This is a genomic window from Nonlabens sp., assembly GCF_965660805.1.
GTDB lineage: Bacteria > Bacteroidota > Bacteroidia > Flavobacteriales > Flavobacteriaceae > Nonlabens.
On the sequence record NZ_CBFIBE010000033.1, the window covers coordinates 1 to 22,412 of the forward strand.

The 22,412-nt window shown below is 36.9% G+C and carries 23 protein-coding genes, 1 tRNA gene and 1 rRNA gene; 13 read left to right on the forward strand and 12 right to left on the reverse strand.

Translation table 11 applies throughout. From position 1 onward, the window contains the following. Positions 1–145 precede the first annotated feature (145 nt). Positions 146–255: ribosomal RNA gene (rrf, locus tag ACTF48_RS08515) — 5S ribosomal RNA — on the forward strand. Between the two features lie 589 nt (positions 256–844). Here the strand turns inward: rrf and ACTF48_RS08520 are convergent. Next, entirely contained in the window at positions 845–1,987 is a 1,143-nt protein-coding gene (locus ACTF48_RS08520) for an acyl-CoA dehydrogenase family protein (RefSeq protein WP_438962728.1), read from the reverse strand. Between the two features lie 79 nt (positions 1,988–2,066). Here ACTF48_RS08520 and ACTF48_RS08525 point away from each other — a divergent pair, with 79 nt between their 5' ends. From ACTF48_RS08525 to galE, 10 genes are all read left to right on the forward strand, one after another. Continuing rightward, the gene (locus ACTF48_RS08525; protein ID WP_438962729.1) at positions 2,067–3,122 is read left to right on the forward strand and encodes an anhydro-N-acetylmuramic acid kinase; all 1,056 of its coding nucleotides are present in this window, start codon (positions 2,067–2,069) and stop codon (positions 3,120–3,122) included. A 71-nt stretch (positions 3,123–3,193) separates the two neighbouring features. After that, complete coding sequence (locus tag ACTF48_RS08530; protein WP_438962730.1) at positions 3,194–4,420, forward strand: Glu/Leu/Phe/Val dehydrogenase dimerization domain-containing protein; 1,227 nt, start codon at positions 3,194–3,196, stop codon at positions 4,418–4,420. Then, positions 4,420–5,907 (forward strand): sodium/proton antiporter NhaB, encoded by a 1,488-nt coding sequence (gene nhaB, locus ACTF48_RS08535; protein WP_438962731.1) that lies wholly within the window; start codon positions 4,420–4,422, stop codon positions 5,905–5,907. Before ACTF48_RS08530 ends, nhaB begins: the two co-directional genes overlap by 1 nt. A gap of 124 nt (positions 5,908–6,031) precedes the next feature. After that, positions 6,032–6,727, forward strand: coding sequence for a MotA/TolQ/ExbB proton channel family protein (locus ACTF48_RS08540; RefSeq protein WP_438962732.1), 696 nt, complete (start codon positions 6,032–6,034; stop codon positions 6,725–6,727). A gap of 1 nt (position 6,728) precedes the next feature. Next, on the forward strand, positions 6,729–7,121 hold the full coding sequence (locus ACTF48_RS08545; RefSeq protein ID WP_438962733.1) for an ExbD/TolR family protein: 393 nt from the start codon (positions 6,729–6,731) through the stop codon (positions 7,119–7,121). Between the two features lies 1 nt (position 7,122). Then, positions 7,123–7,938 (forward strand): hypothetical protein, encoded by an 816-nt coding sequence (locus tag ACTF48_RS08550; RefSeq protein ID WP_438962734.1) that lies wholly within the window; start codon positions 7,123–7,125, stop codon positions 7,936–7,938. A gap of 2 nt (positions 7,939–7,940) precedes the next feature. Continuing rightward, a complete protein-coding gene (locus ACTF48_RS08555) occupies positions 7,941–9,158 on the forward strand; it encodes a bifunctional folylpolyglutamate synthase/dihydrofolate synthase (RefSeq protein ID WP_438962735.1) in 1,218 nt (405 codons plus the stop codon). Between the two features lie 60 nt (positions 9,159–9,218). Next, a tRNA-Val gene (locus ACTF48_RS08560) sits at positions 9,219–9,293 on the forward strand. A 38-nt stretch (positions 9,294–9,331) separates the two neighbouring features. Beyond that, positions 9,332–9,577, forward strand: a complete 246-nt coding sequence (locus ACTF48_RS08565; RefSeq protein ID WP_438962736.1) for a GIY-YIG nuclease family protein — start codon at positions 9,332–9,334, stop codon at positions 9,575–9,577. A gap of 146 nt (positions 9,578–9,723) precedes the next feature. Then, positions 9,724–10,746, forward strand: a complete 1,023-nt coding sequence (galE, locus tag ACTF48_RS08570; RefSeq protein WP_438962737.1) for a UDP-glucose 4-epimerase GalE — start codon at positions 9,724–9,726, stop codon at positions 10,744–10,746. Here the strand turns inward: galE and ACTF48_RS08575 are convergent. Continuing rightward, positions 10,736–11,191, reverse strand: coding sequence for a GAF domain-containing protein (locus tag ACTF48_RS08575; RefSeq protein ID WP_438962738.1), 456 nt, complete (start codon positions 11,189–11,191; stop codon positions 10,736–10,738). The two genes, galE and ACTF48_RS08575, sit on opposite strands and share 11 nt — an antisense overlap. Positions 11,192–11,277: 86 nt before the next feature. On the opposite strand from ACTF48_RS08575, the gene xrtF reads away from it, so the two are divergent. Together xrtF and ACTF48_RS08585 are read left to right on the forward strand one after the other, a co-directional pair. Continuing rightward, entirely contained in the window at positions 11,278–11,802 is a 525-nt protein-coding gene (gene xrtF, locus ACTF48_RS08580; RefSeq protein ID WP_438962739.1) for an exosortase family protein XrtF, read from the forward strand. After that, complete coding sequence (locus ACTF48_RS08585; RefSeq protein ID WP_438962740.1) at positions 11,799–12,230, forward strand: exosortase F system-associated membrane protein; 432 nt, start codon at positions 11,799–11,801, stop codon at positions 12,228–12,230. The genes xrtF and ACTF48_RS08585 overlap by 4 nt, the downstream gene beginning before the upstream one ends. 61 nt (positions 12,231–12,291) lie before the next feature. On the opposite strand, the gene ACTF48_RS08590 is transcribed toward ACTF48_RS08585, so the two are convergent. From ACTF48_RS08590 to ACTF48_RS08635, 10 genes are all read right to left on the reverse strand, one after another. Beyond that, positions 12,292–13,755, reverse strand: coding sequence for a hypothetical protein (locus ACTF48_RS08590; protein ID WP_438962741.1), 1,464 nt, complete (start codon positions 13,753–13,755; stop codon positions 12,292–12,294). Continuing rightward, a complete protein-coding gene (locus ACTF48_RS08595) occupies positions 13,745–15,121 on the reverse strand; it encodes a class I SAM-dependent methyltransferase (RefSeq protein ID WP_438962742.1) in 1,377 nt (458 codons plus the stop codon). The genes ACTF48_RS08590 and ACTF48_RS08595 overlap by 11 nt, the downstream gene beginning before the upstream one ends. Continuing rightward, a complete protein-coding gene (locus tag ACTF48_RS08600) occupies positions 15,121–15,432 on the reverse strand; it encodes a hypothetical protein (RefSeq protein WP_438962743.1) in 312 nt (103 codons plus the stop codon). The genes ACTF48_RS08595 and ACTF48_RS08600 overlap by 1 nt, the downstream gene beginning before the upstream one ends. Next, positions 15,432–17,894, reverse strand: a complete 2,463-nt coding sequence (locus ACTF48_RS08605) for a zinc-dependent metalloprotease (RefSeq protein WP_438962744.1) — start codon at positions 17,892–17,894, stop codon at positions 15,432–15,434. The genes ACTF48_RS08600 and ACTF48_RS08605 overlap by 1 nt, the downstream gene beginning before the upstream one ends. A 139-nt stretch (positions 17,895–18,033) precedes the next feature. Further along, a complete protein-coding gene (gene groL / locus ACTF48_RS08610) occupies positions 18,034–19,674 on the reverse strand; it encodes a chaperonin GroEL (RefSeq protein ID WP_438962745.1) in 1,641 nt (546 codons plus the stop codon). Between the two features lie 108 nt (positions 19,675–19,782). Continuing rightward, positions 19,783–20,058: a co-chaperone GroES gene (locus ACTF48_RS08615; RefSeq protein WP_435682968.1), complete on the reverse strand. Its 276-nt coding sequence runs from the start codon at positions 20,056–20,058 to the stop codon at positions 19,783–19,785. A 141-nt stretch (positions 20,059–20,199) separates the two neighbouring features. Beyond that, positions 20,200–20,553, reverse strand: coding sequence for a preprotein translocase subunit SecG (gene secG, locus ACTF48_RS08620; RefSeq protein ID WP_438962746.1), 354 nt, complete (start codon positions 20,551–20,553; stop codon positions 20,200–20,202). After that, a complete protein-coding gene (locus tag ACTF48_RS08625) occupies positions 20,554–21,381 on the reverse strand; it encodes a hypothetical protein (RefSeq protein ID WP_438962747.1) in 828 nt (275 codons plus the stop codon). It abuts the gene before it with no gap. Next, entirely contained in the window at positions 21,375–21,890 is a 516-nt protein-coding gene (gene lptE, locus ACTF48_RS08630; protein WP_438962748.1) for an LPS assembly lipoprotein LptE, read from the reverse strand. The genes ACTF48_RS08625 and lptE overlap by 7 nt, the downstream gene beginning before the upstream one ends. Further along, positions 21,880–22,412, reverse strand: a 533-nt coding sequence (locus tag ACTF48_RS08635) for a helix-turn-helix domain-containing protein (RefSeq protein WP_438962749.1), incomplete at its 5' end; no start/stop codon positions are given. The genes ACTF48_RS08635 and lptE, both read right to left, overlap by 11 nt.

Genomic DNA, 22,412 nt, shown 5'->3' on the forward strand with positions numbered 1-22,412 from the left:
AAAGGCAGTAATGTCATAGCCGAGTGATACTAATTACCCGTAAGCTTAGGTATTCTATCCTTTAGCTTTTGTATTTTATATTTATTATTATCGTTTTATTTTCAATATGTCAACTTATACAGTTGACAAAAGTCAGCTGAACCATTAAGGTGGTTATAGCGATGGGGCTCACCTCTTACCATTCCGAACAGAGAAGTTAAGCCCATTTGCGCAGATGGTACTGCTATTTTGTGGGAGAGTATGTCGCCGCCTTCTTTTAAGTCCTTTCTATTCATTTGGAAAGGACTTTTTTTGTTTAACATGTTTTGTAGCAAGATTTTATGTTTGTTGGGCTCTTTTATTTATACTATAATCGTATGCATCACGAGCTTCTGCTAATGGTTTATTGGTAAAGATTTGATGTTTTAAGGGATTCTAAGCTCTTTATACATGCTTTTAGTTCTATTGTTTATATTTCTTACATTTTAAATTACGTTAATGATATGTAGACAAAAGCTATTTATGTAACATGTAAATTTCAATGCCCGATAACACATTTTTATTCTATTGGTAGTAGCTAATTTATTTGAATCCTTGTTAATTTATTTTTGTTTAATCTATGTCTATTATCCTGACGCATGGGAGCAAAGCTTAAATGATCAATTAATTGATGGCATTTTCTATCCATGAATAGAGTGATTGTTTTTGTTCTTTTCAGCCTTTTTTAATTTTTAATAAGAATAATTATCGTTATATTATTAAAATAAAATCGGCTTGGGTTATGACCCAAGCCGATTTTAATACTTACACAGATAGTGAGTTACCAAGTTCTAATTAATTCATTGTTGATTTGGTATAATGAGAACTAATCTTTAAGTAAATCTCTGGAAATTACTATCTTTTGTATCTCTGAGGTTCCTTCGTAAATTTGTGTGATTTTTGCATCACGCATTAATCGTTCTACATGGTATTCTTTTACATAACCGTTTCCACCATGAATTTGAACAGCTTCAACTGTAGCGTCCATAGCAGTTTGTGAGGCAAATAGTTTTGCTGAACATCCTGCGACATTATAATCTGCACCATTATCTTTCAGGTATGCAGCATGCATGATTAAATGTCTAGAAGCATCAATATTAACTTTCATATCTGCGAGTTTAAATGCGATGGCCTGGTGATTACATATTTCAGTGCCAAATGCTTTCCTTTGTTTACTATAATCTCGCGCTAGTTCAAAAGCACCACTTGCAATACCTAAGGCTTGAGCAGCAATCCCTATTCTACCACCTGCTAAGGTTTTCATTGCAAACTTAAATCCGAAACCATCTTCGCCAATTCTATTTTCTTTTGGGACCTTGACATCATTAAAGTTTAAGGAATGCGTATCACTACCTCTTATACCTAGTTTATCCTCTTTAGGACCTATCTCAAAACCTTCCCATGTTTTTTCTACTATAAAAGCATTAATTCCTTTATGTCCCTTTTCTTTATCTGTTTGTGCAATTACGAGGTAGTAATCTGCACTGCTACCATTTGTTATCCAGTTCTTAGTTCCATTTAGGAGATAGTGATCGCCCATGTCTATAGCTGTGGTGCGCTGTGATGTAGCATCGCTTCCAGCCTCAGGTTCACTTAAACAAAAAGCGCCTATAGATGCTCCACTAGCAAGTTTTGTAAGGTACTTTTCTTTTTGAGTTTCACTTGCGTATGTTTCTAACCCATAACATACCAGGGAATTGTTAACAGATACAATCACACTGGCACTAGCATCGATTTTTGAAAGTTCCTCCATTACAAGTGCGTAGCTTATAGTGTCCATTCCGCCGCCGCCATATTTAGGATCTACCATCATTCCTAGGAAACCTAAGTCTCCCATTTTCTTAATGAGTTCTTTAGGAAAGTGCTGTTCTTTATCTCTTTCAATTACTCCGGGAAGTAACTCTGTGCGGGCAAAATCTCTCGCCGCGTCGCGTATCATTAAATGTTCTTCTGTTAAACTAAAATCCATGTATTTGTGATATGATTAATACTTCATTTACATTTGCAAATCTAAGCTTATTTAAGGGTAATTTCAACACATTAACTCTATGAACCATCAGTACTATAACGTTATCGGGATTATGTCTGGTACATCCTTAGATGCTATTGATATTGCATACCTCCGTTTAGTACGAAATCATCATTGGAGCTTTCAATTTTTAAAGACAAAATCTGTAGCTTATTCTCCACGCTGGAAAAAGAAATTACGAGATGCTTTTCTGTTAAATGATGGGGAGTTGCAGCAATTAAACTCTGATTACACTTTTTATTTGGGTAATCAAATAAAACTGTTTATTGAAAATGAGAAACTGAAAGATGTGCTAGCTGTTTGTAGTCATGGTCACACGGTTTTTCATAAACCAGAATTGAATTATACGCTACAGATCGGTAATCTTCCTGAAATAGCTAAGATTATTGGTGTCAGAACCGTTTGTGACTTTAGGGTTCAAGATGTTATGTTAGGTGGTCAAGGAGCACCACTGGTGCCTATAGGAGATCAGTTGTTGTTTGCTCAGTATGATTATTGTTTAAACCTTGGAGGTTTTGCAAATATTTCCTCAGATGTGAACGGGATACGTGTCGCTTACGATATTGCCCCTGTGAATGTGGTGCTAAATCATTTTGCAAATTTATTAGGAGCAGATTATGATGATAAAGGCGCTTTCGCGAAAGCGGGAAACATTAATTCAACAGTTCTTAATCAGCTTAATAACTTAGATTTTTACAATCTTAAAGCGCCTAAATCTCTCGGTATAGAATGGGTAAATACATATATCTGGAGTGTTTTAGCAACTATTAATGAACCGTATGACGCACTTGCAACCTATACAGAACATGTAGCCATACAAATAGCCCGTTGTTTAAAAATGTATTCAAAGGTTCTGGTCACCGGCGGCGGCGCTTATAACGAGCATTTAATTAATAGAATAAAATTTCATGGTAAAGTGGAGTTGATTATTCCACAACCAGAATTAGTAGAGTACAAAGAGGCTCTTATTTTTGCTTTGCTAGGTGTGTTAAGGTTGAGGAATGAGAATAATTGCCTAGCCTCTGTTACTGGAGCCTCAAAAGATCATTCTAGTGGTGATATTTATCTCCCATAAGAAATTGTAAAATACTGCAATAGTGGACTTGTGTTTTTTATATTTGTCTACTATAAATTTGATACCTGAATATGAAGGAACTTTTAAAGCGCTATGAAAACGCTGAACCTGAAATAGTTTTTCACTGGAACGATCCTGAGACTGATGCTCAAGGTTGGACTGTTATTAATAGCCTTAGAGGTGGCGCTGCTGGTGGTGGAACACGTATGAGAGTAGGATTAGATAAGAATGAAGTCCTTTCACTTGCTAAAACCATGGAAATTAAATTCACGGTTTCTGGCCCAGCAATAGGTGGTGCAAAAAGTGGTATCAACTTTGACCCTAAAGATCCGCGTAAAAAAGGTGTATTAGAGCGATGGTACAAAGCGGTTTCCCCTTTGTTAAAGAGTTACTATGGAACAGGTGGAGATTTAAATGTTGATGAGATTCATGAGGTGATTCCTATAACAGAAGATTGTGGCGTGTGGCATCCTCAAGAAGGAGTTTTTGCAGGGCATTTTTCTCCTACTGAAGCTGATAAGATTAACCGAATAGGGCAGCTGCGTCAAGGTGTTATAAAGGTTATAGAAAACCCTATATTCTCACCAGATGTTTCTAGAAAATATACCATCGCAGACATGATTACTGGATATGGTGTGGCAGAGGCTGTTAAACATTTCTATGATATTTATGGTGGAGATGTAAAAGGTAAGCGCGCTGTGGTGCAAGGTTTCGGTAATGTAGGTAGCGCTGCAGCATATTATCTCGCACAGATGGGAGCAAAAGTTGTTGGGATTATAGATCGAGTAGGTGGATTGATAAATGAAGATGGCTTTACCTTTGATGAAATCAAGGAGATGTTTCTTAACAAAGATGGTAATACCTTAAATACTCAAAATCTCATACCTTTTGAAGAAGTTAATGATAGGATATGGTCATTAAATACAGAGATATTTGCTCCATGTGCAGCTTCTAGATTAATAAGTCAGGATCAGATAGATCAAATGATTTCTTCAGGTTTAGAAGTTATTTCTTGTGGAGCAAATGTCCCATTTGCAGATAAAGAAATATTCTTCGGCTCGATCATGGAACATACTGATGAGAAAGTAAGCCTTATACCAGATTTTATCTCTAACTGTGGAATGGCTAGAGTATTTGCCTACTTCATGGAGCGTCGTGTTCAAATGACAGATGAGGCTATCTTTAATGATACCAGTATGACTATACGTAACGCCATACAAAATACTTATAATAATAACAGCTCACGTACTCAAATCAGTTCTACCGCATTTGAAATCGCATTAAAACAACTCGTATAATGTTTAAATCATTTTTAGGGAATAGTCCGACCTGGTTCAAGTCTACTATTCTGGCTTTTTTAGTTATTAATACCGCAGCATACTTTATTCTTGACGGCACAGTAATGGGATGGATTTTTATAGCAGAGTTTATCTTCTGTCTCGCCATGGCATTAAAATGTTACCCATTACAGTCTGGTGGATTACTTGCTATACAAGTACTAGCCCTAGGTTTAACAAGTCCTGGCGGACCTGGAGTGGAACATGGAGTTTATTTTGAGGTTTCTCAAAACTTAGAAGTTATTCTGTTACTCATTTTTATGGTGGCAGGAATCTATTTCATGAAGCCATTGCTCATGTACATTTTTGTAAAACTCTTTACAAAAGTGAAGTCTAAACTTGTCTTATCTTTATTTTTTGTGGTCATAAGCGCTGTGTTATCTGCGTTTCTAGATGCGCTTACTGTAACTGCTGTGCTTATAAGTGTAGGTTTAGGGTTTTATAATGTGTATCATAAGATTCATTCTAGTGATTTAGATTTAGATCAGGATGATACCTTAGATAGAGATCAGTTAAGTGGTGAAACACTAGAGCAGTTCCGTGCCTTTTTGAGGAGTTTAGTTATGCATGGTGTGGTAGGAACAGCTTTAGGAGGTGTTTGTACGATTGTAGGAGAACCTCAAAACCTATTGATAGGTTCTAAAATGAAATGGGAATTTGTGGAGTTCTTTTTGAAAATGGCACCTATAACCATTCCAGTTCTCTTTGCAGGGTTACTGACTACCGTACTGTTAGAAACTACTAAAATATTTGGTTTTGGCCAGAAAATGCCTCCAGTAGTCCGTCAGATTATTGAAGGATGGATGGAGAAACGTGATGCTGAACGCACAGAAAAAGAAAAATATGCTCTAGTAGTGCAAGCAGTTTCTGCAATATTACTTATTGCTGGTTTAGCCTTACACATTGCACCAGTAGGTTTTATAGGCTTAGGATTAATAGTTCTTCAGACAGCGTTTATGGGGATTATTGAAGAGCATTCTTTAGGTAAAGCATTTGAAGAGGCGTTACCGTTTACGGGTCTTCTAGTGGTATTTTTTGTGATAGTAGCTATGATCCATGATCAGCATTTATTTAAGCCTATCATAGACTGGGCACTTCACCAGGATCCAGCAAACCAGCCTGCTATATTTTATCTCGCAAACGGTGTTTTAAGTATGATCTCAGATAACGTTTTTGTCGCGACGGTATATATAGGAGAAGTAGAGGCAGCATATACTGCTGGTAAAATTACTAAAGAGACTTATGAGCACCTTGCCATTGCGATTAATACAGGAACTAACTTGCCAAGTGTGGCCACTCCTAATGGGCAAGCTGCATTTTTGTTTTTATTGACATCTTCCCTGGCGCCAGTTATTAATTTATCCTACGGTAAAATGGCAAAAATGGCTTTTCCTTACACGATTGTCCTGACCATAGTTGGGCTAGCCTGTGTGATGCTGTTCTTGTAATAATTCTGTAATATTGTAAAGTTATATATTTAAGCTTTCGCGAAAGCGTAAAAACATGAACCCATCACATAAACACAATCTTTGTGATACTATAAACGTTATTAAACTAACTAATTAAAATTTAATGAGCCTATTTATTCAAGAATCAGCCGAAGTGGTGTTACCAAGCACTGCAGTAGTAGATGATAAAACAGAAACTGTTTTTGATATTATTTTATCTGGAGATCCATCAGGAACGGTAATTATCGGGATTCTTATTGTGTTGCTTTTTGTGGCGTTATATATTTATTTTGAGCGCCTTTTTAAAATCAAAGGAAGCTCTAAAATAGATGATAAATTCATGCTTCAAATTAAAGATCATGTAACAAATGGTCGTATAGATGCTGCAAAAATCCTTTGTGCACAAGAGAACTCACCAGTAGCAAGATTAACCGAGAAAGGGATCAGTAGAATAGGATCACCACTAGAAGATATTAATGGTGCGATTGAAAATGCTGGTAAGTTAGAGGTTTATAAACTAGAAAAGAATGTAAGTATTCTAGCAACTATTGCTGGAGCCGCTCCTATGATAGGATTCTTAGGAACTGTGATAGGAATGGTAATCGCTTTTAGAACACTGGCCGAAAGTGAAGGAGCACCAGAAATGGGCTCGCTTGCAGAAGGTATTTATACCGCAATGACCACTACTGTGGCAGGACTTATAGTAGGGATCATCGCATATATAGGGTATAATCACTTAGTGGTTAAAACTGATAAGGTAGTACATCAAATGGAGTCTAACGCAGTAGATTTCTTAGACCTATTAAACGAACCTGCATAATATGAATTTAAGAGGTAGAAATAAAGTAAGCCCAGAGTTCTCCATGTCTTCCATGACAGACATTGTATTCTTGTTATTGGTTTTTTTCTTACTCACTTCACCTAGTATTACACCGCAAGCTCTTGATTTAGTTTTGCCTAGTGCTAGTGGACGTAGTGAAAGTAAACAGCAAGCATCAGTCAGTATTAATAAAGACGGCGCGTTTTTTGTAGATGGTGAAGAGGTAGAAGAAGAAAATCTTGAGGCTACCGTAATTAAAACTATGGAAGGTCAAGAAAAACCTACTATAATTTTAAGAGCAGATGGTGACATCGCTCTAAATAAGGCTGTAAAGGTTATGGATATTGCAAACCGCAATAAGATCAATATCATTCTAGCTGTAAAACCAGAATAATATGAGTTTTCTAGATACTAAAGAAAAGAAGAAGTCCTTTATCATTACTACTGTATTGATGAGTGTTTTTTTATTGCTTTTTGTCTTTGTATCAGTTCTGGAACCACTACCAGAAGAGGAAGAAACAGGTATAGCCATTAACTTTGGGAATACAGCAGTAGGATCTGGTCCAGTAGAACCAGCTAAGCCTACTCAATTAACACCAGAGTCTAACCCTACACCAGTAGAAACCACGCCGCAAGTGGATAATATAGCGACACAGGATATAAAAGATGCACCTGTGATAAACTCAGACCCTAACGTGACTAAGCCTGTTACTACACCAGTTAAAAAGCCGGTAGATACAAAACCACAGCCTAAACCAGACCCTAAACCAGATCAGTCTGTGCTAGATGCTTTAAATAATGTGACCGGAGCAACTCCTACAGATGGTGAAAATAATACAGGTGAAGGACCTGGAGATGGACCAGGTAATAAAGGAGATATTAACGGGAATCCTTATGCAAATACATATTACGGTGCGCCAGGTTCTGGGCAAAGTGGTCGCGGCGCAGGATTAGGTGGTAGAAAAGCACTATCTGGAAAAGGTGCAGAACCTGATTGTTTTGAGACAGGAACCGTTATTGTAGAGATTCATGTGAATCGCAGTGGTAAAGTGGTTCAGGCTATTCCAGGAAAAAAAGGAACTACTAACAGGGCTTCTTGTCTTTTAATAGCAGCAAAGAAAAGTGCTGAAACCTACAGATTTAGTCCAGCAAATAAAGCTAAGGATATACAAATAGGTTTTGTAGAAGTAATCTTTAAAGTAGGTGAGTAGTCTTGAACTATCCTCAAACACTTAAATGGCTCTTCAGCCAGTTGCCTATGTACCAGCGTGTGGGAAAGGCAGCCTATAAAGCAAATCTTGATAACACAATACTGTTAGATGATCATCTGGGGAATCCACATGAGGCGTTTAGTTCTATACATGTTGCGGGAACTAACGGTAAAGGTAGTACTTGTCACATGATAGCAAGTGTATTGCAAGAAGCAGGATATAAAGTAGGTCTTTATACCTCGCCACATTTAAAAGATTTCAGAGAACGTATTAAAATTAATGGTCAGGAAGTTTCTCAAGAGTTTGTCACTCAGTTTATAGAGAATCATAAAACCTTTTTTGAAAAGAATCATCTTTCTTTTTTTGAAATGACCGTAGGTATGGCTTTTCAGTATTTTAAAGAAGAGCAAGTAGATGTTGCCGTTATTGAAACAGGCCTGGGCGGCAGGCTGGACTCTACAAATATTGTAACACCTTTAATCTCTATCATCACTGCTATTGATATGGATCATGTCGCTATGTTAGGAAATACTTTGGTAAAAATTGCAGGAGAAAAAGCAGGTATAATAAAGGAAGGGAAACCAGTAGTTATAGGAGAACGACGTGGATGGTTGAGAAAACGCTTTCGCGAAAGCGCACTACATAAAAACGCTCCATATTATCAAGTAAACCATCGTTTAAAAGCCTTACCATCAGATTTACTAGGTAGTTATCAAAAAGATAATGCGCGTACCGCAGTGACAGCACTAGAGGTTTTAAAAAGTAACAACTATTTTAAATTTACAAAAGAACAGCTAGAATATGGGTTGCTCCATGTGGTTAAGAATACTGGATTAAGAGGTCGTTTTGAGTTGTTACAAACTGATCCTAGGGTAATAGCAGAGACGGCTCATAATCCAGCTGGTATAAAAACTCTAGTGAAACAATTAGAGAGAGAAATCTATGAGAACTTGCATATAGTCATAGGAATGGCGGCAGATAAAGATGTTAAACAAGTAATAAGCTTGTTGCCTAAAGATGCATACTACCATATTTCAAAGCCCGATGTACCTCGCGGTATGGAAGTCTCTGTTTTATCAAGTTATTTTAAAGAAATGGATTTGAGATATAAAAAATACACATCTATTCCAGTTGCTCTAAAAAGTGCTAAAAGGCTGGCGCACAAGGATGATTTAATCATCGTGACAGGAAGTGTATTTGTGGTTGCCGAGGTTATTTAATTTTTTTTAAAATAATGCTTGCAAGTTTAAAGAAAGCTTTTATATTTGCATCCGCTTTTAGGGCGCGTAGCTCAGTTGGTTCAGAGCACTTGGTTTACACCCAAGGGGTCAGGGGTTCGAATCCCTTCGCGCCCACAAAAGGTCTTCAGAAATGGAGACCTTTTTTTATTTCCATGAGTTATTATACCTACATATTATTTTCAGAACAATTAGATCGATACTACATCGGTTCAAGTCAGGACGTTGAGAGACGTTTGAAAAAGCACCTTGCGAGCAACAAAGGATTTACGGCTCGAGCTAAAGATTGGGTCATTAAATACACTGAAAAATTTCAATCCAAGAATGAAGCTCTGCAAAGAGAAAATCAAATCAAGAAATGGAAAAGCCGAGCGATGATTGAAAAATTGATCGACGCTTAGCTCAGTTGGTTCAGAGCATCCCGATTTTACATCGGGAGTGTCAGGGGTTCGAATCCCTTCGCGCCCACAGAAGGTCTTCAGAAATGAAGACCTTTTTTATTTCTACTCTTTTGTAATTCCGTATTTTTACTTTTTAAAGTATTTTCATGAAAATATTAGTAACAGGAGGATTAGGATTTATAGGTTCACATGTTGTAGTGGAACTTTTGGAGAGAGATTATGAGGTGATCGTTATCGATAACCTTTCTAATTCTTCCTTAGAGGTGTTAGAAGGTATTCATGCCATTACTGGTAAAAAACCTGAGTTTGAAAAGTTAGACTTGCGCGATAAAAGCGATGTGCAGGATTTTTTTAAAAGACATGCAGCTATTACTGGAGTGATTCATTTTGCAGCTTCAAAAGCGGTAGGAGAAAGTGTAGAGAATCCTTTATTATATTACGAGAATAATCTGAATACTCTTGTTTACTTACTTCAGGAATTACAAGACTTGCCACAAGCTCACTTTATTTTCAGTTCTTCTTGTACTGTTTATGGGCAGGCTGAGCAATTACCTATAACAGAAACAGCTCCTGTACAACCAGCAGCATCACCTTATGGAAATACCAAGCAAATAGGTGAAGAGATTATTCAAGATGTTTGCAATATAAAACCGACTTTACAGGCGATCGCACTACGTTACTTTAACCCTATAGGAGCGCATCATAGCTCGTTAATAGGAGAATTGCCTTTAGGAACACCACAAAATTTAGTGCCTTATATAACCCAAACGGCTATAGGCTTGAGAGAACAATTATCGGTTTATGGAGATGATTATCCTACCCGAGATGGAACAGCTATTAGAGATTACATTCACGTTATGGATCTGGCTACGGCACATGTTGTAGCTCTAGAACGGTTATTAAATCATAAGGCTGCCACTAACTTTGAAACTTTTAATATAGGAACTGGAACTGGTTCTACAGTACTAGAAGTGGTTCATGCTTTTGAAAAAGCTACAGGTGAATCCTTGAATTATAAAATAGTAGCACGTAGAGAAGGTGATGTTACAGCGGCTTATGCGCATACAGCACAAGCAAATGATGTGCTAGGCTGGAAAGCACAGTATTCTCTTGAAGAGTCACTGGCAAGCGCTTGGGAATGGGAAAAGAAGGTGCGTTCTAAAGAATAGTCCCTACCTGTTCATTAACCCATTCTAGGAAACGTTCATCGGCAGTGGTAAAGGCTTGTGCGGTATTACTATCTATGTCGATCTGACCTATGTTTTTACCGTTCTTAAATAGCGGTATCACCACTTCACTTTTTACATGAATACTGCAAGCGATGTAGTTGTCCTGTGCATGGACGTCATCCACTACAAAGTTTTTATTAGAAACCGCAACCTGTCCACAAATTCCCTTTCCAAAAGGGATGATGGTATGATCAGTAGGTTCACCAGCTTGCGACCATAAATGCAGTGTAGGTTCTGTCTCGTGCGCCATATAAAACCCTACCCAATCATAATAGGATACTTGATCCTGCAGCAAATCACAAATTTCTTGCATTTTTACACGGGCTTCCTGGGTTGATAGCTCAATAATCGCAGTTACTTGTTCTTTGAGAGATTCGAGTTTCATTTCTTTAGTATTAAAGTCGGTAAAATTAAGTCTATGATGTCTTTTAATAATTAACTTTGCTATAAATATTTCTTATTTTGAGTCTTTTGCGTCCATATGTACCAGTTTTTAAGTTTGTTGCTGCTTTTGGAGTTATTTATGTAGCGCTGTCCTTGATGTATTATTATTATTTGCAGCAAGATTATAGCGCACTTAATTATCCAGACCCTATCACTTCACAGGTGTCATATCAAACGCAGCAAATCCTTCTAGTTCTAGGGTATGATGCACGAATTTCTAACGTTCCAGGAAACCCGTCGGTATATATGTTTTTGAATAAACAAATAGTCTATCGTGTGATAGAAGGTTGTAATGCGGTAAGTGTGATGATCTTATTTGTTGCTTTTGTTCTCGCTTTCGCGAAAGCGTGGAAAAAAACCATACTCTTCATAACAATAGGCTTGTTGTTTATATACTTAGTAAACATTTTGAGATTAGCCGGACTGGCGGTCATTAAGCTTAACTATCCTCAATATGACTACATCTCTCATGATATTATATTTCCAGCTGTAATTTATGGTTCAGTAATTGCCTTGTGGTTATTATGGATTAAAAAGCCTAAAACAGCATGACCATAACTAGAGTTTTTTCCATTATAATGGTAGTTGCACTCTTATTTCTTATGGTAGGTGTACGACTTTTTGAAGTAGAGTTGTTTAATGATCCATTGAATAATTACTTTCATTCAGACTTTCAAAAACATCCAGTTCCTGCCTTGAATTATATTCATGTAATTGCAGGAACAAGCCTGAGGTACTTATTTAATATGGTGATTTCCTTATGGCTGCTATGGTATCTTTATAAAAAAGAGATGTTTATAAAGGCGGCGTTATGGGTGTATTTATTTGCTTTTGTAATATTAATAACCGCATTTATCTTTCTTTTACATGCAGATTCAGACCTTTTAAAAATGGCACTGTTTTATGTGAGACGTTTTTTAATCCACCCTATTTTATTATTCATAATGGTGGCTGGCTTTTATTTTTTAAATGAAAAATAACTTTAGTAACCTTATAAAGACAAATTGTTGTGAAACCTCAGTTTTATGAGCTTTCTAAAAGTTACAGTATTTTTTCTGTGACAGAAGTTCCATGGTCATCATAATACCTGTAAACACCACCTTGCGAGCCACTTTTTATGAGTTGATAACTACTGTTGTCCATATTTTGTTCTTTCATAGACTTATTTCCTAAGTAGTAGAATAAGGTAGGGAACAGGCTTACACTGCTTTTTAAATGATCTTTATAACTCTCAAATTCTGATGGTGCTTTTACGGCTAGTAAAGCCCTGAAAATAGAGCTTTTAAGTGTAGCGTCATTTATAGGTTTTTCATAACACTGTGTAGCATAGTTAAAGCCTACAAAACCGCCATGATCTGCGGCAATAATAATGATCGAGTTAGGATCCTGTTGTGTGATATGATCTATCATTTGTAACAGTTTTGTACTCGTGTGGTTAAGCTTAGAAATATAATCTTCTCGTTGTTTTATAGGGCTACTTCCTTTATAAGGTAGTCCAGGAATATGTCCTGGTTCTAAGATCTCAACAAAATAAAATTGTGGTGCATCACTAGCGCTTTGCATCATGGATTTTAGATCGCTTAAGTAATTTTTATCGAGTTTATATTTAGGCAAACTGCTGAGTTCATTTGAGCTGATGTTGATACGGTCATAAGCAACCTCTGGATGGTTAAGCAATAAATAACGATGTTGTAAAATGGCTGTAGTCTGGTAACCGTTATTTTTAAAAGTTTGTAATACGGGATTATTTCCCATAATTATTTCACGAGCATTAAACAGCTCGTTTTTTAATGTTCCTTGATCATAAAAATGATGTTGACCTGTAAATAAAGCTGCGTTTGAAGAAAGTGTAGAAGGATAGTTAGTCCGGTACTCATGATTTATGTAAAAATCACGTTGTTCTAGATCTGAATAGAAACGGTCATTATTATAATCGTAATGGATATTCTCAAGGGCTGGTTTTGCACTATATCCATCGGGTTGAATGTAATAAATATTAGGTTTTTTTTGAAACGTAATAGTTGTTAAAGGACTGGTGGTGACCCAATTTTGTTTTTGTAGTACATCAGTAAAAAAGTAAAATGCAAACTGTAAAATACTTAAAACAGTCATGAGCCCTAAGATAAGAACACCTTTTTTATAGTGCTTCCCCACAAACCAGCTGGCAACTACTGTTATGACACTTATGAGTAATAAACCTTTCCATCTCCAGCCTAGATATATGACTAGTGAAACAGTTATTGCCGTTAAGATGGTTACGGCACTAGCGTTAAAAGCATTTTTAACTCGGTCACTTTGTTTTTTAATGAGATGATTTACTAGTAACACGATCAGGCTGGGAGCTACGATCATTTGTAGGACTAAATAGGCAAATTGAGTCCATGAATTAACCAGTGTGTAGTTGTGGTGGTATAAATAACTTATAGCATAGAGTCCTGGTAAAAGTCCTACAGTCCACCAGTGGTGTTTATTACTGTTGAGATATGAAATTATGCTATTCTTCATGACGTTTCATTAAGAATAACGTGCGCTGGGTTTGCGGTAATTTTTCTCTTTTCAAAATACTGAAATGATCACCATAAACTTTTTCAAAATGGGCTAGATTATAATCGTTAAAAAGGTGTCGCGCATCTCTCTTGCTATCTAAAATAAATTGCACCCAGCTGTCTTCTCGATCAGGGAATTCTATGATTAAGTATTTACTTAACGAACTAAAAAACGCAGCACTCATCTCAAAGGGTACATTACCTGACAAGGTAATGTGATGTATAAGAGCTAGCGCCATACTTAAGTCGGGATGATATGCTTTGATACGGTTGATGAATGAACTTCTTTCTTCATTATTAAAACCTATTCCTGCCGCTGGTTGTAATAAATCTGTTACTACTGGGATGAGTCTTATTTCTTTATTTTTAATACTCTGGTTATAACAGTGGTCTATGGCGCTTTGATCTATATCGCTTACTATAACTTGCTGTGCATGCTTTAAAGATTCTATGCCAAAGGTTCCATTATTTCCACCTAGATCTACTACCTTTTTTGCGCTTACTTCTTGAGTCCAAGAGGCTATTCTATCCTTTTTAAGGTTAAAAGCAGCGTCTTCATAATTAGTTTGCTGGTAATAAGTACTCCATTCAGTATTCTCCTTTAAGGACATGTCATTAATGTGCAGTTCTAGAGACTTTAACATCTTTATTTGAGCGCTTTTAGATAAGCCTTTATGTTTAGTGTCTTTAACTAATGTTCCTGTTTCTTTATTCTCTTTTTTACCTAAAAAGTGAATGTGAGAATAAGTCGTCGCATTCAGTTTAGAGCTTAGTGGTAATAAACGTGATGCCTCTTTTAAAGGGAATCCATTTATGCGGTGCTGTAATGATTTAAGATAAAAACTTCCGTAATATTTTGCTAGTGTAAGCGGTGCAAAGAAGTTTTCATTAAATTGTTGAAGTGCCTTCCACGGTTCATGTTCTCTATAAGGTTCTATGCTTAAAGTATCTATAAAAATAGCTTTACCATTTTTAAAAGTAATGTTGAAAGCACTACCATCCTTTAGAGAAAAGCCTTTTTCAAGTAAGAACAACTGTATTCTTAAGGTAAGTTGTGCGGCATGTTTATAAGCCGTAAAAGACCATTCATAAGGATACGTGATAAAGTTTATTTGCTCAGGTTCTAAGATAACCTCAGTAGCGCTGCTCTTTATTTCTTTATGAGGTATGAGCCAGCCCTTGCGCCATAAAGCTTCATAAATGCCAGCTTTTTTAATAGCTTGATATGCTTCAAAATAAGATGGGTTAATCTGTCTTAAGTAAAGACCATCTTTCTTGAAAATAAAACCTGACGGGTCACGATAAGATGCAGGATGCCTGAGCATTATTCATCTTTTAAATCTTGTTCCTCATACATATCGTCAAAACTGGATGCGTCAGTTTTTTTACTTATACCTAGAAAACTCTTAATTTTTCCGATCACTGTTTTGTAAAAAAGCACAATCCCGGCAAACACTGCTACCGCAGCTTGGGCAATCATCATCCCTATAGATGGGTCTATATAAAGTAACACATTCATGATGGCAAGATAATCTTTTCTAAAAGAGCAATAAAAAAAACTGCCTTCATATTGAAAGGCAGTTTGTGGTATTATAGTTTTTAGGTTACGCTTTCGCGAAAGCATAACTAACGACACTATTTAGGGTCTAAAATCATTTCGATACGCTCCACAAGATCCTGTAAATGAATCTTAGAAAGTTGATCTCTATTGCGACTTGCTGCTCGCTGTGCGTCTCTTTTTAATTGTTTCAATTCTGCACGCACGATAGGACGGATGTCACTTTGTTCTACATCTATGGAGCTGCCTCCAAAACGTCTTCTAGGTTGATCATTATTCATTATAAATTCAAGGCGTTCTATATAAGCACGCTGCAAATTACGACGGTAGCGATCTATGGTCTGACCTTTAGGTAACTCGTTAAAGATTCCTTTTCTTAGATCTTGCATCATTTCTAATAATCCATATGCACTAGAACCATTAACCTCTTCATTTTCCATAAGACGAGCCATGCGGCCGAAATCTAATAGATTATTTAAAGTACGTACTTGTACTCCACGTATGCGCTCAATCGCACCATCAGACTCAAATTTATTAAAAATGTTCTGGTCTATAAGCCATTCTGGAGTTGAGAATAATTGAGTTTGTAAAAATTGCATAGCTCTGGTTTGCTTATCTCTTGAAGCGTGTTCATAAACAGCGCCTTCCTGACCATAAGCTTTATAAGTTTCTTTAACGCCACCTATGTTTCCAGCAACATGACCCATGTATCTATTGAACTGGCTTACTACTTGCCCGTACATAGTTTCTAAATCGTCAAAGTTTTCTCCTTCTTTACCCGTCCATTTTCCTAGATTAGGAACGATTCTTTTTAAGTTTTTAATACCGTATTCACTAGCTCTCATAGAATCATCTCCTAGATCTTCAGTCTGACTGGTATGATCTATAACACCAAATTGCTGGCGACCAAAACGGTACATAGGATCTCCTGCTTTATCCAGTATCCACTGATCTAATATGGCTTTTTCTTCTTCGGCAGTTTTATCAAGTATAGGTCTATAACCCCAGTTTACAGAATACTTATCATAAGGACCTATGTTAGGCATTAAAGCGACATCACCATCACCTGGTTGCGCGATATAATTAAAACGTGCATAATCCATAATAGAAGGCGCTGTTCCATATTTTTTTGTGAACTCTGGATCACGTAAGTCTTCAACCTTATAAGCAACAGAGCTACCCATGTTATGTGGTAATCCTATGGTGTGACCTACTTCATGAGAGCTCACAAAGCGTATCAAACGTCCCATTACTGCTTCGTCAAACTCAGTAGACTGAGCATCGGGATTAATGGCAGCGGTTTGTACAAAGAACCAGTTTCTTAATAATGTCATTACATTATGATACCAGTTAATGTCTGACTCAAGAATCTCACCACTACGTGGATCAGATACGTGAGGTCCATTTGCATTAGGAATAGGTGATGCTAGATAACGCACTACAGAGTAACGTACATCTTCTGGACTCCAGTCTGGATCTTCTTCCTTACTAGGTGGATCTGCAGCAATAATTGCATTTTTAAATCCAGCTGCTTCAAAAGCTACTTGCCAGTCTTCTATTCCTTGTTTGATGTATTTTCTCCATTGTTTAGGAGTTGCTGGATCGATATAATAAACGATTTGTTTTTTAGGTTCAACGAGTTCACCAGCTTTAAACTTTGCGATATCTTCATCTTTTACCTCAAGTCTCCAGCGGTCTAGGTAACGTACTGTTTTAGTTTCTTGTGCATCCAGTCCATAGTCTTGTTGACCTCTAGCAAACCATCCTACACGCTGGTCAAAGTAACGGCGCTTCATAGGTTCTTTAGGTAATAGTATCATTGAATTGCTCATCTCTAAAGAAATAGAACCTGTACTACTATTTGAAGGTGGCTGGCTAGCAAAATAGGTTTTTACGTGTCGCGATTCTATATTTAAGGGATAAGAACGTAAGGTGTCTATATAAGACCTTTTATCATCCAGACGAGTGGCTTTATAACGAGTACGAGATCTTTTAGGGAATCCTATGGACGGTACATCTTTTGAAAAGAAGTCAGTAACATCTATAACTACATTGTTGTTTAAACTGTCTTTTTTCACAGCCTTAATAGGAAACGAATAAAGAATAGGTTCAAAGTTTGAGTTCTCTACTGCCATACTAACCGGTAAAGAGTCTGCGGCTACTACTTGATGAGATACTACTCTTAGAAGAATATTGTCATTTTTACGTTGCCACCTTAAAACTTCAGTGTTTTGTTTTCCACCACCAAAACCAAGTCCTGCTGCGGTCTTAGCAATACGTGTTACCATTAACATCTCACGCTCTAATAAAGAGTCAGGAATTTCATAGTAATATTTTTGTTCAACTTGGTGAACCGTAAAGAGACCTTCATCACTTTTTGCTTTTTTAGTGATGACCTTTTCGTAAGGTTGAATACCTCCTTTTTTTGACTTTTTCTTTTGGGTACTAGCAACAGTTTTAGTACTTGTTTTTTTAGAACCACAACTTACAGTTAGTGTTCCTACAAAAAGAGCAAGTACGAGTAGTTTAATTATTCGCATTGTATATGTTTTTTTGTGGTGTTAAGATATTGTGTAAATATTAAAAATTTTCTTAATGTGACGTTAACTAACTTTCTTTTTTAAATAAAAAAAGCCACCTCATAAGAGATGGCTTTTAAGCACTTATAAAAAGAAATGATTACATCATTCCACCCATGCCGCCTGGCATTCCACCTGGCATGCCGCCACCAGCTGGTGCATCTTCTTTGATTTCTACAAGAGCACACTCAGTAGTCAGGATCATTCCTGAAACTGATGCAGCATTTTCAAGCGCTACACGAGTTACTTTTTTAGGATCTATGATTCCTGCTTTAAGCATGTCTACATAAGTATCATTTTTTGCATCATAACCTTGACTTCCTTTAGATTCTAGAATCTTAGAAATTACTACGCTTCCTTCTCCACCAGCATTTTCTACAATCGTTCTTAATGGCGCTTCTATAGCACGAGTAACGATAGAGATTCCAGTTTCCTCGTCAGCATTAACGGCTTTTAATTTGCTAAGTACTGCTTTTGCACGTACTAGAGCAACTCCACCACCAGCGACTATTCCTTCTTCTACTGCTGCACGAGTAGCATGAAGAGCGTCATCTACGCGATCTTTTTTCTCTTTCATTTCTACTTCACTTGCAGCACCTACATAAAGCACAGCAACACCACCAGCTAGTTTAGCGAGACGTTCTTGAAGTTTTTCTTTGTCATAGTCAGAGGTTGTATTCTCTATTTGAGATTTGATCTGACCTACACGTGATTGAATATCTGCAGCTTTACCGCTTCCGTTTACTACAGTAGTATTGTCTTTATTAATATCTACTTTTTCAGCAGTACCTAGCATTTCAAGAGTAGTGTTTTCAAGAGTGAAACCTCTTTCTTCAGAGATAACTGTTCCTCCTGTAAGAATAGCGATGTCTTCTAGCATTGCTTTTCTACGGTCTCCAAAACCTGGAGCTTTAACCGCTGCAATTTTAAGAGAACCTCTTAATTTATTTACAACTAGAGTTGCAAGAGCTTCACCATCTACATCCTCAGCAATGATAAGAAGTGGTTTACCAGTTTGAGCTACTGGCTCAAGAACTGGCATTAATTCTTTCATAGTAGAAATCTTCTTGTCAAATAACAAGATGTACGGATTGTCTAACTCAGTTGTCATTTTCTCAGAGTTAGTAACAAAGTATGGAGAAAGGTATCCACGGTCAAACTGCATTCCTTCTACAACATCTACATAAGTTTCAGTTCCTTTAGCCTCTTCAACAGTAATAACTCCTTCTTTACCTACTTTACCAAAAGCCTTTGCAATAAGGTCACCTACTACTTCATCGTTGTTTGCAGATATAGATGCTACTTGCTTAATCATCTCGCTAGAGTCACCTACTTTTTTAGACTGCTTATCAAGATCTGCAGTAATGGCTTCAACAGCTTTATCGATTCCGCGCTTTAAATCCATAGGATTTGCTCCAGCAGCTACGTTTTTAAGACCTTCTTTAACGATGGCTTGAGCTAGTACTGTAGCAGTAGTAGTTCCATCACCAGCTAGATCGTTAGTTCTAGAGGCAACTTCTTTAACCATTTGAGCTCCCATGTTTTCAAGCTCGTTCTCTAGCTCTATTTCTTTTGCTACAGAAACACCATCTTTAGTCACCACTGGCGCGCCAAATGATTTCCCGATGATTACATTACGTCCTTTAGGACCTAAGGTTACTTTTACAGCATTTGCTAGTGCATCTACACCACGCTTTATACCGTCTCTCGCCTCTAAATCAAATTTTATTTCTTTTGCCATTTTAGTTTTGTTTTGCAGTGCTCTATGGCACTATTAATTTTTTAATTAGTATGCTAATTTTAAAAATATTGTGTTTTTAATTTACGCTTTCGCGAAAGCGTGACCGCATTAAACGATTGCAAGAATATCATCCTCACGCATCATTAAATACTCTGCGCCATCTAGTTTTAATTCTGTGCCGCTGTATTTTCCATAAAGCACAGTGTCTCCTACTTTTACAGTCATGTCATGGTCTTTTTTTCCTTTTCCTACCGCGACTACTTTACCTTGTTGAGGTTTTTCTTTTGCGGTGTCTGGAATGTAAAGTCCTGATGCCGTTTTTTGCTCAGCTGCCATAGGCTCGATAAGCACTCTGTCTGATAAAGGTTGAATTTTTAATGCCATTATAATAGAATTTAATTGATTTAATTTGAACTGCATTCTTCCATAAGTATGCCAATTCATTTAGCATGACAAAACATCATAAAACAAAAATATCCAACCGTATTGGTTGGATATTTTGTCAGTTTGAGAGTGTAAATAGTCTTACTCGCCCTCTACAGGTGTAGCAGTTTCATCACTTGAAGCGTTTTCTGGCTTTACTAGTGCAGGAGTTTCTACATTATTAGTGTCTATAACGTCCCTAGTGCTAGTTGAGTTGTCTTTAACTAGAATAGTGCTCGCTACAATGATAAGTACCAGTAATGTAGTAGAAAGTACCCAGGTACTTTTATCTAGAAAGTCTCCAGTTTTCTTAACACCACCTAGTTGCTGCGTTCCTCCACCACCGAAGCTAGAAGAAAGTCCACCACCTTTAGGGTTTTGAACCATAACTACTACTATGAGTAGAAAACATACTAAGACTATAAGTCCTATAAAAAGATAAAATAATGAGCTCATTTATGTATTGCTTTGTAAATTCTTAATTTGCTGAATTCGGTCTGCAAAGAAACCACTTTTTTCTGGATGCTGCAAAACTAAAATTTCATAAGCTTGAATCGCTTTTAAATAGTTTTTTTGAGCTAGGTACACTTGCGCAAGTGTCTCAGTCATTAACTGTTCCTTTGGAGTGTTGAGATCTGCTAGGTTAGTGGTCGGTTTTTTTTCTTTGCTGGGTTTAATTTTAGGGTTTGCCTTAAGAAACTGATCGATTAACGCCATTTTTTGATCGCGATCATCTTGGACAGGTGTTTTCTTTTCTTCTGTGAGTTCAGGTAATTTTTCAATTGTTGTTCTCTCAATAGGTTTTACAGTGGTTAGTTTTAACCACTCGGTAAAGCTGTAGGTCTCGTCAGACTTGAACTGGATGGGTTCTTTATCTATAGCTACTTGCGGTCGTTCAAATAGATCTGTGTCTAGTGTGTTTTTAAAGTTAACACTGCCGTTTAAATCCTCTTCTTTAATTTGAACAGTCTCTACTTCTACAGGTAGTTCTTTTAAAAACTCTTGTTGTTTTTTTATTTGGTTGCTTATTCTATTTTGAATAAAAACGGGTGAGGTGATGAAATCAAATAAGACTCCACGATCACCGGTATGAGTGGCTGCAACTTGAAGGGCGTTATTATATAAAGGACTACTCTCGTTATGCAGGCCTTTAAGGTGTACACTACGTGCAGCTTGAAACCATGGGTACTCTTTTAACGTGTTTTCAAGAATCACCAGGTCGTTTACAGAGAGCTTTTCGGGTGTGCTAAGCAGTTCATTAATATGTGTGCTGTGATTTACCATTGCGCTAGTGTGTCTGTGAAAATATCTTGAGTAATCTGGTCAAAGATTATTTCAAGCGCCGTATCTAGTGCTGCACCTTGTAATTGAGTATTAGCATCATAGTCATGGAAGAAACTGTATTTTTTTTCAAAACTAGCTTCATCATCCTTTGTGTTAGTAAACCTTAAGTTAACTTCTATAGTAACACGGTTTTGGGAAGCAGTATTGCTGGATGTAGCTGTCATGGGAGCTATATAGAATCGAGTGATTTCTCCTTGATAAATATAATCTCCTTTTTTGTTTACTAAATCTAGACTGCTCTGGTTGAGTATTAAGTCTTGTAGTTGTAAAGTAAATGTTCTTTCTATTCCAGGCTCTACAAATGCAGCTTGATTTTGAAAAAAATCTACTTGATATGTCTTAATATTTTCTGGAATAGACACGCCAGATAAACTGTAGCCAAAACCACAGGAAGTTAAGGCCATGAAACCTATAACAGCCATAAAAAGGGTGATTCTTCTATAAATCATATTGCTTTATTTTGCGATATAAGGTACGTTCTGATATTCCTAAATCATCAGCAGCAGCTTTGCGTTTACCTTTATGGCGTTCTAGAGATTTTTTAATGAGTTCAATTTCTTTATCCATTAAAGATAATGATTCTTCTTCTTGCACTTCTTGGGCAAAATCATAGCGATCATTAGTGGCAGCTGGTTCTACATAGTTAGAGGCTGGCTGCGCATTTAATGTAGGAGGCTCAACTTGTGTTACTTCATAGGCTTGGTCTATAACGTCTTCATAGTCATCTTCATTGTTATCATTACCATAAATACGTTTAATAAGGTTTTTGTTTTCTTCTTGAACCTCGCTTAAATCTCCTTTTACCATTAATTCATTGGTCAACTTTTTAAGGTCGTTCAGGTCATTTTTCATGTCAAAAAGCACCTTATATAGAATCTCACGCTCGTTTGCAAACTCACTATCAGTCTTTTTACTACTGCCTATAACTGCTGGTAAGTTCTTTCCAGCATCTGGTAAATAATTACGCAAGG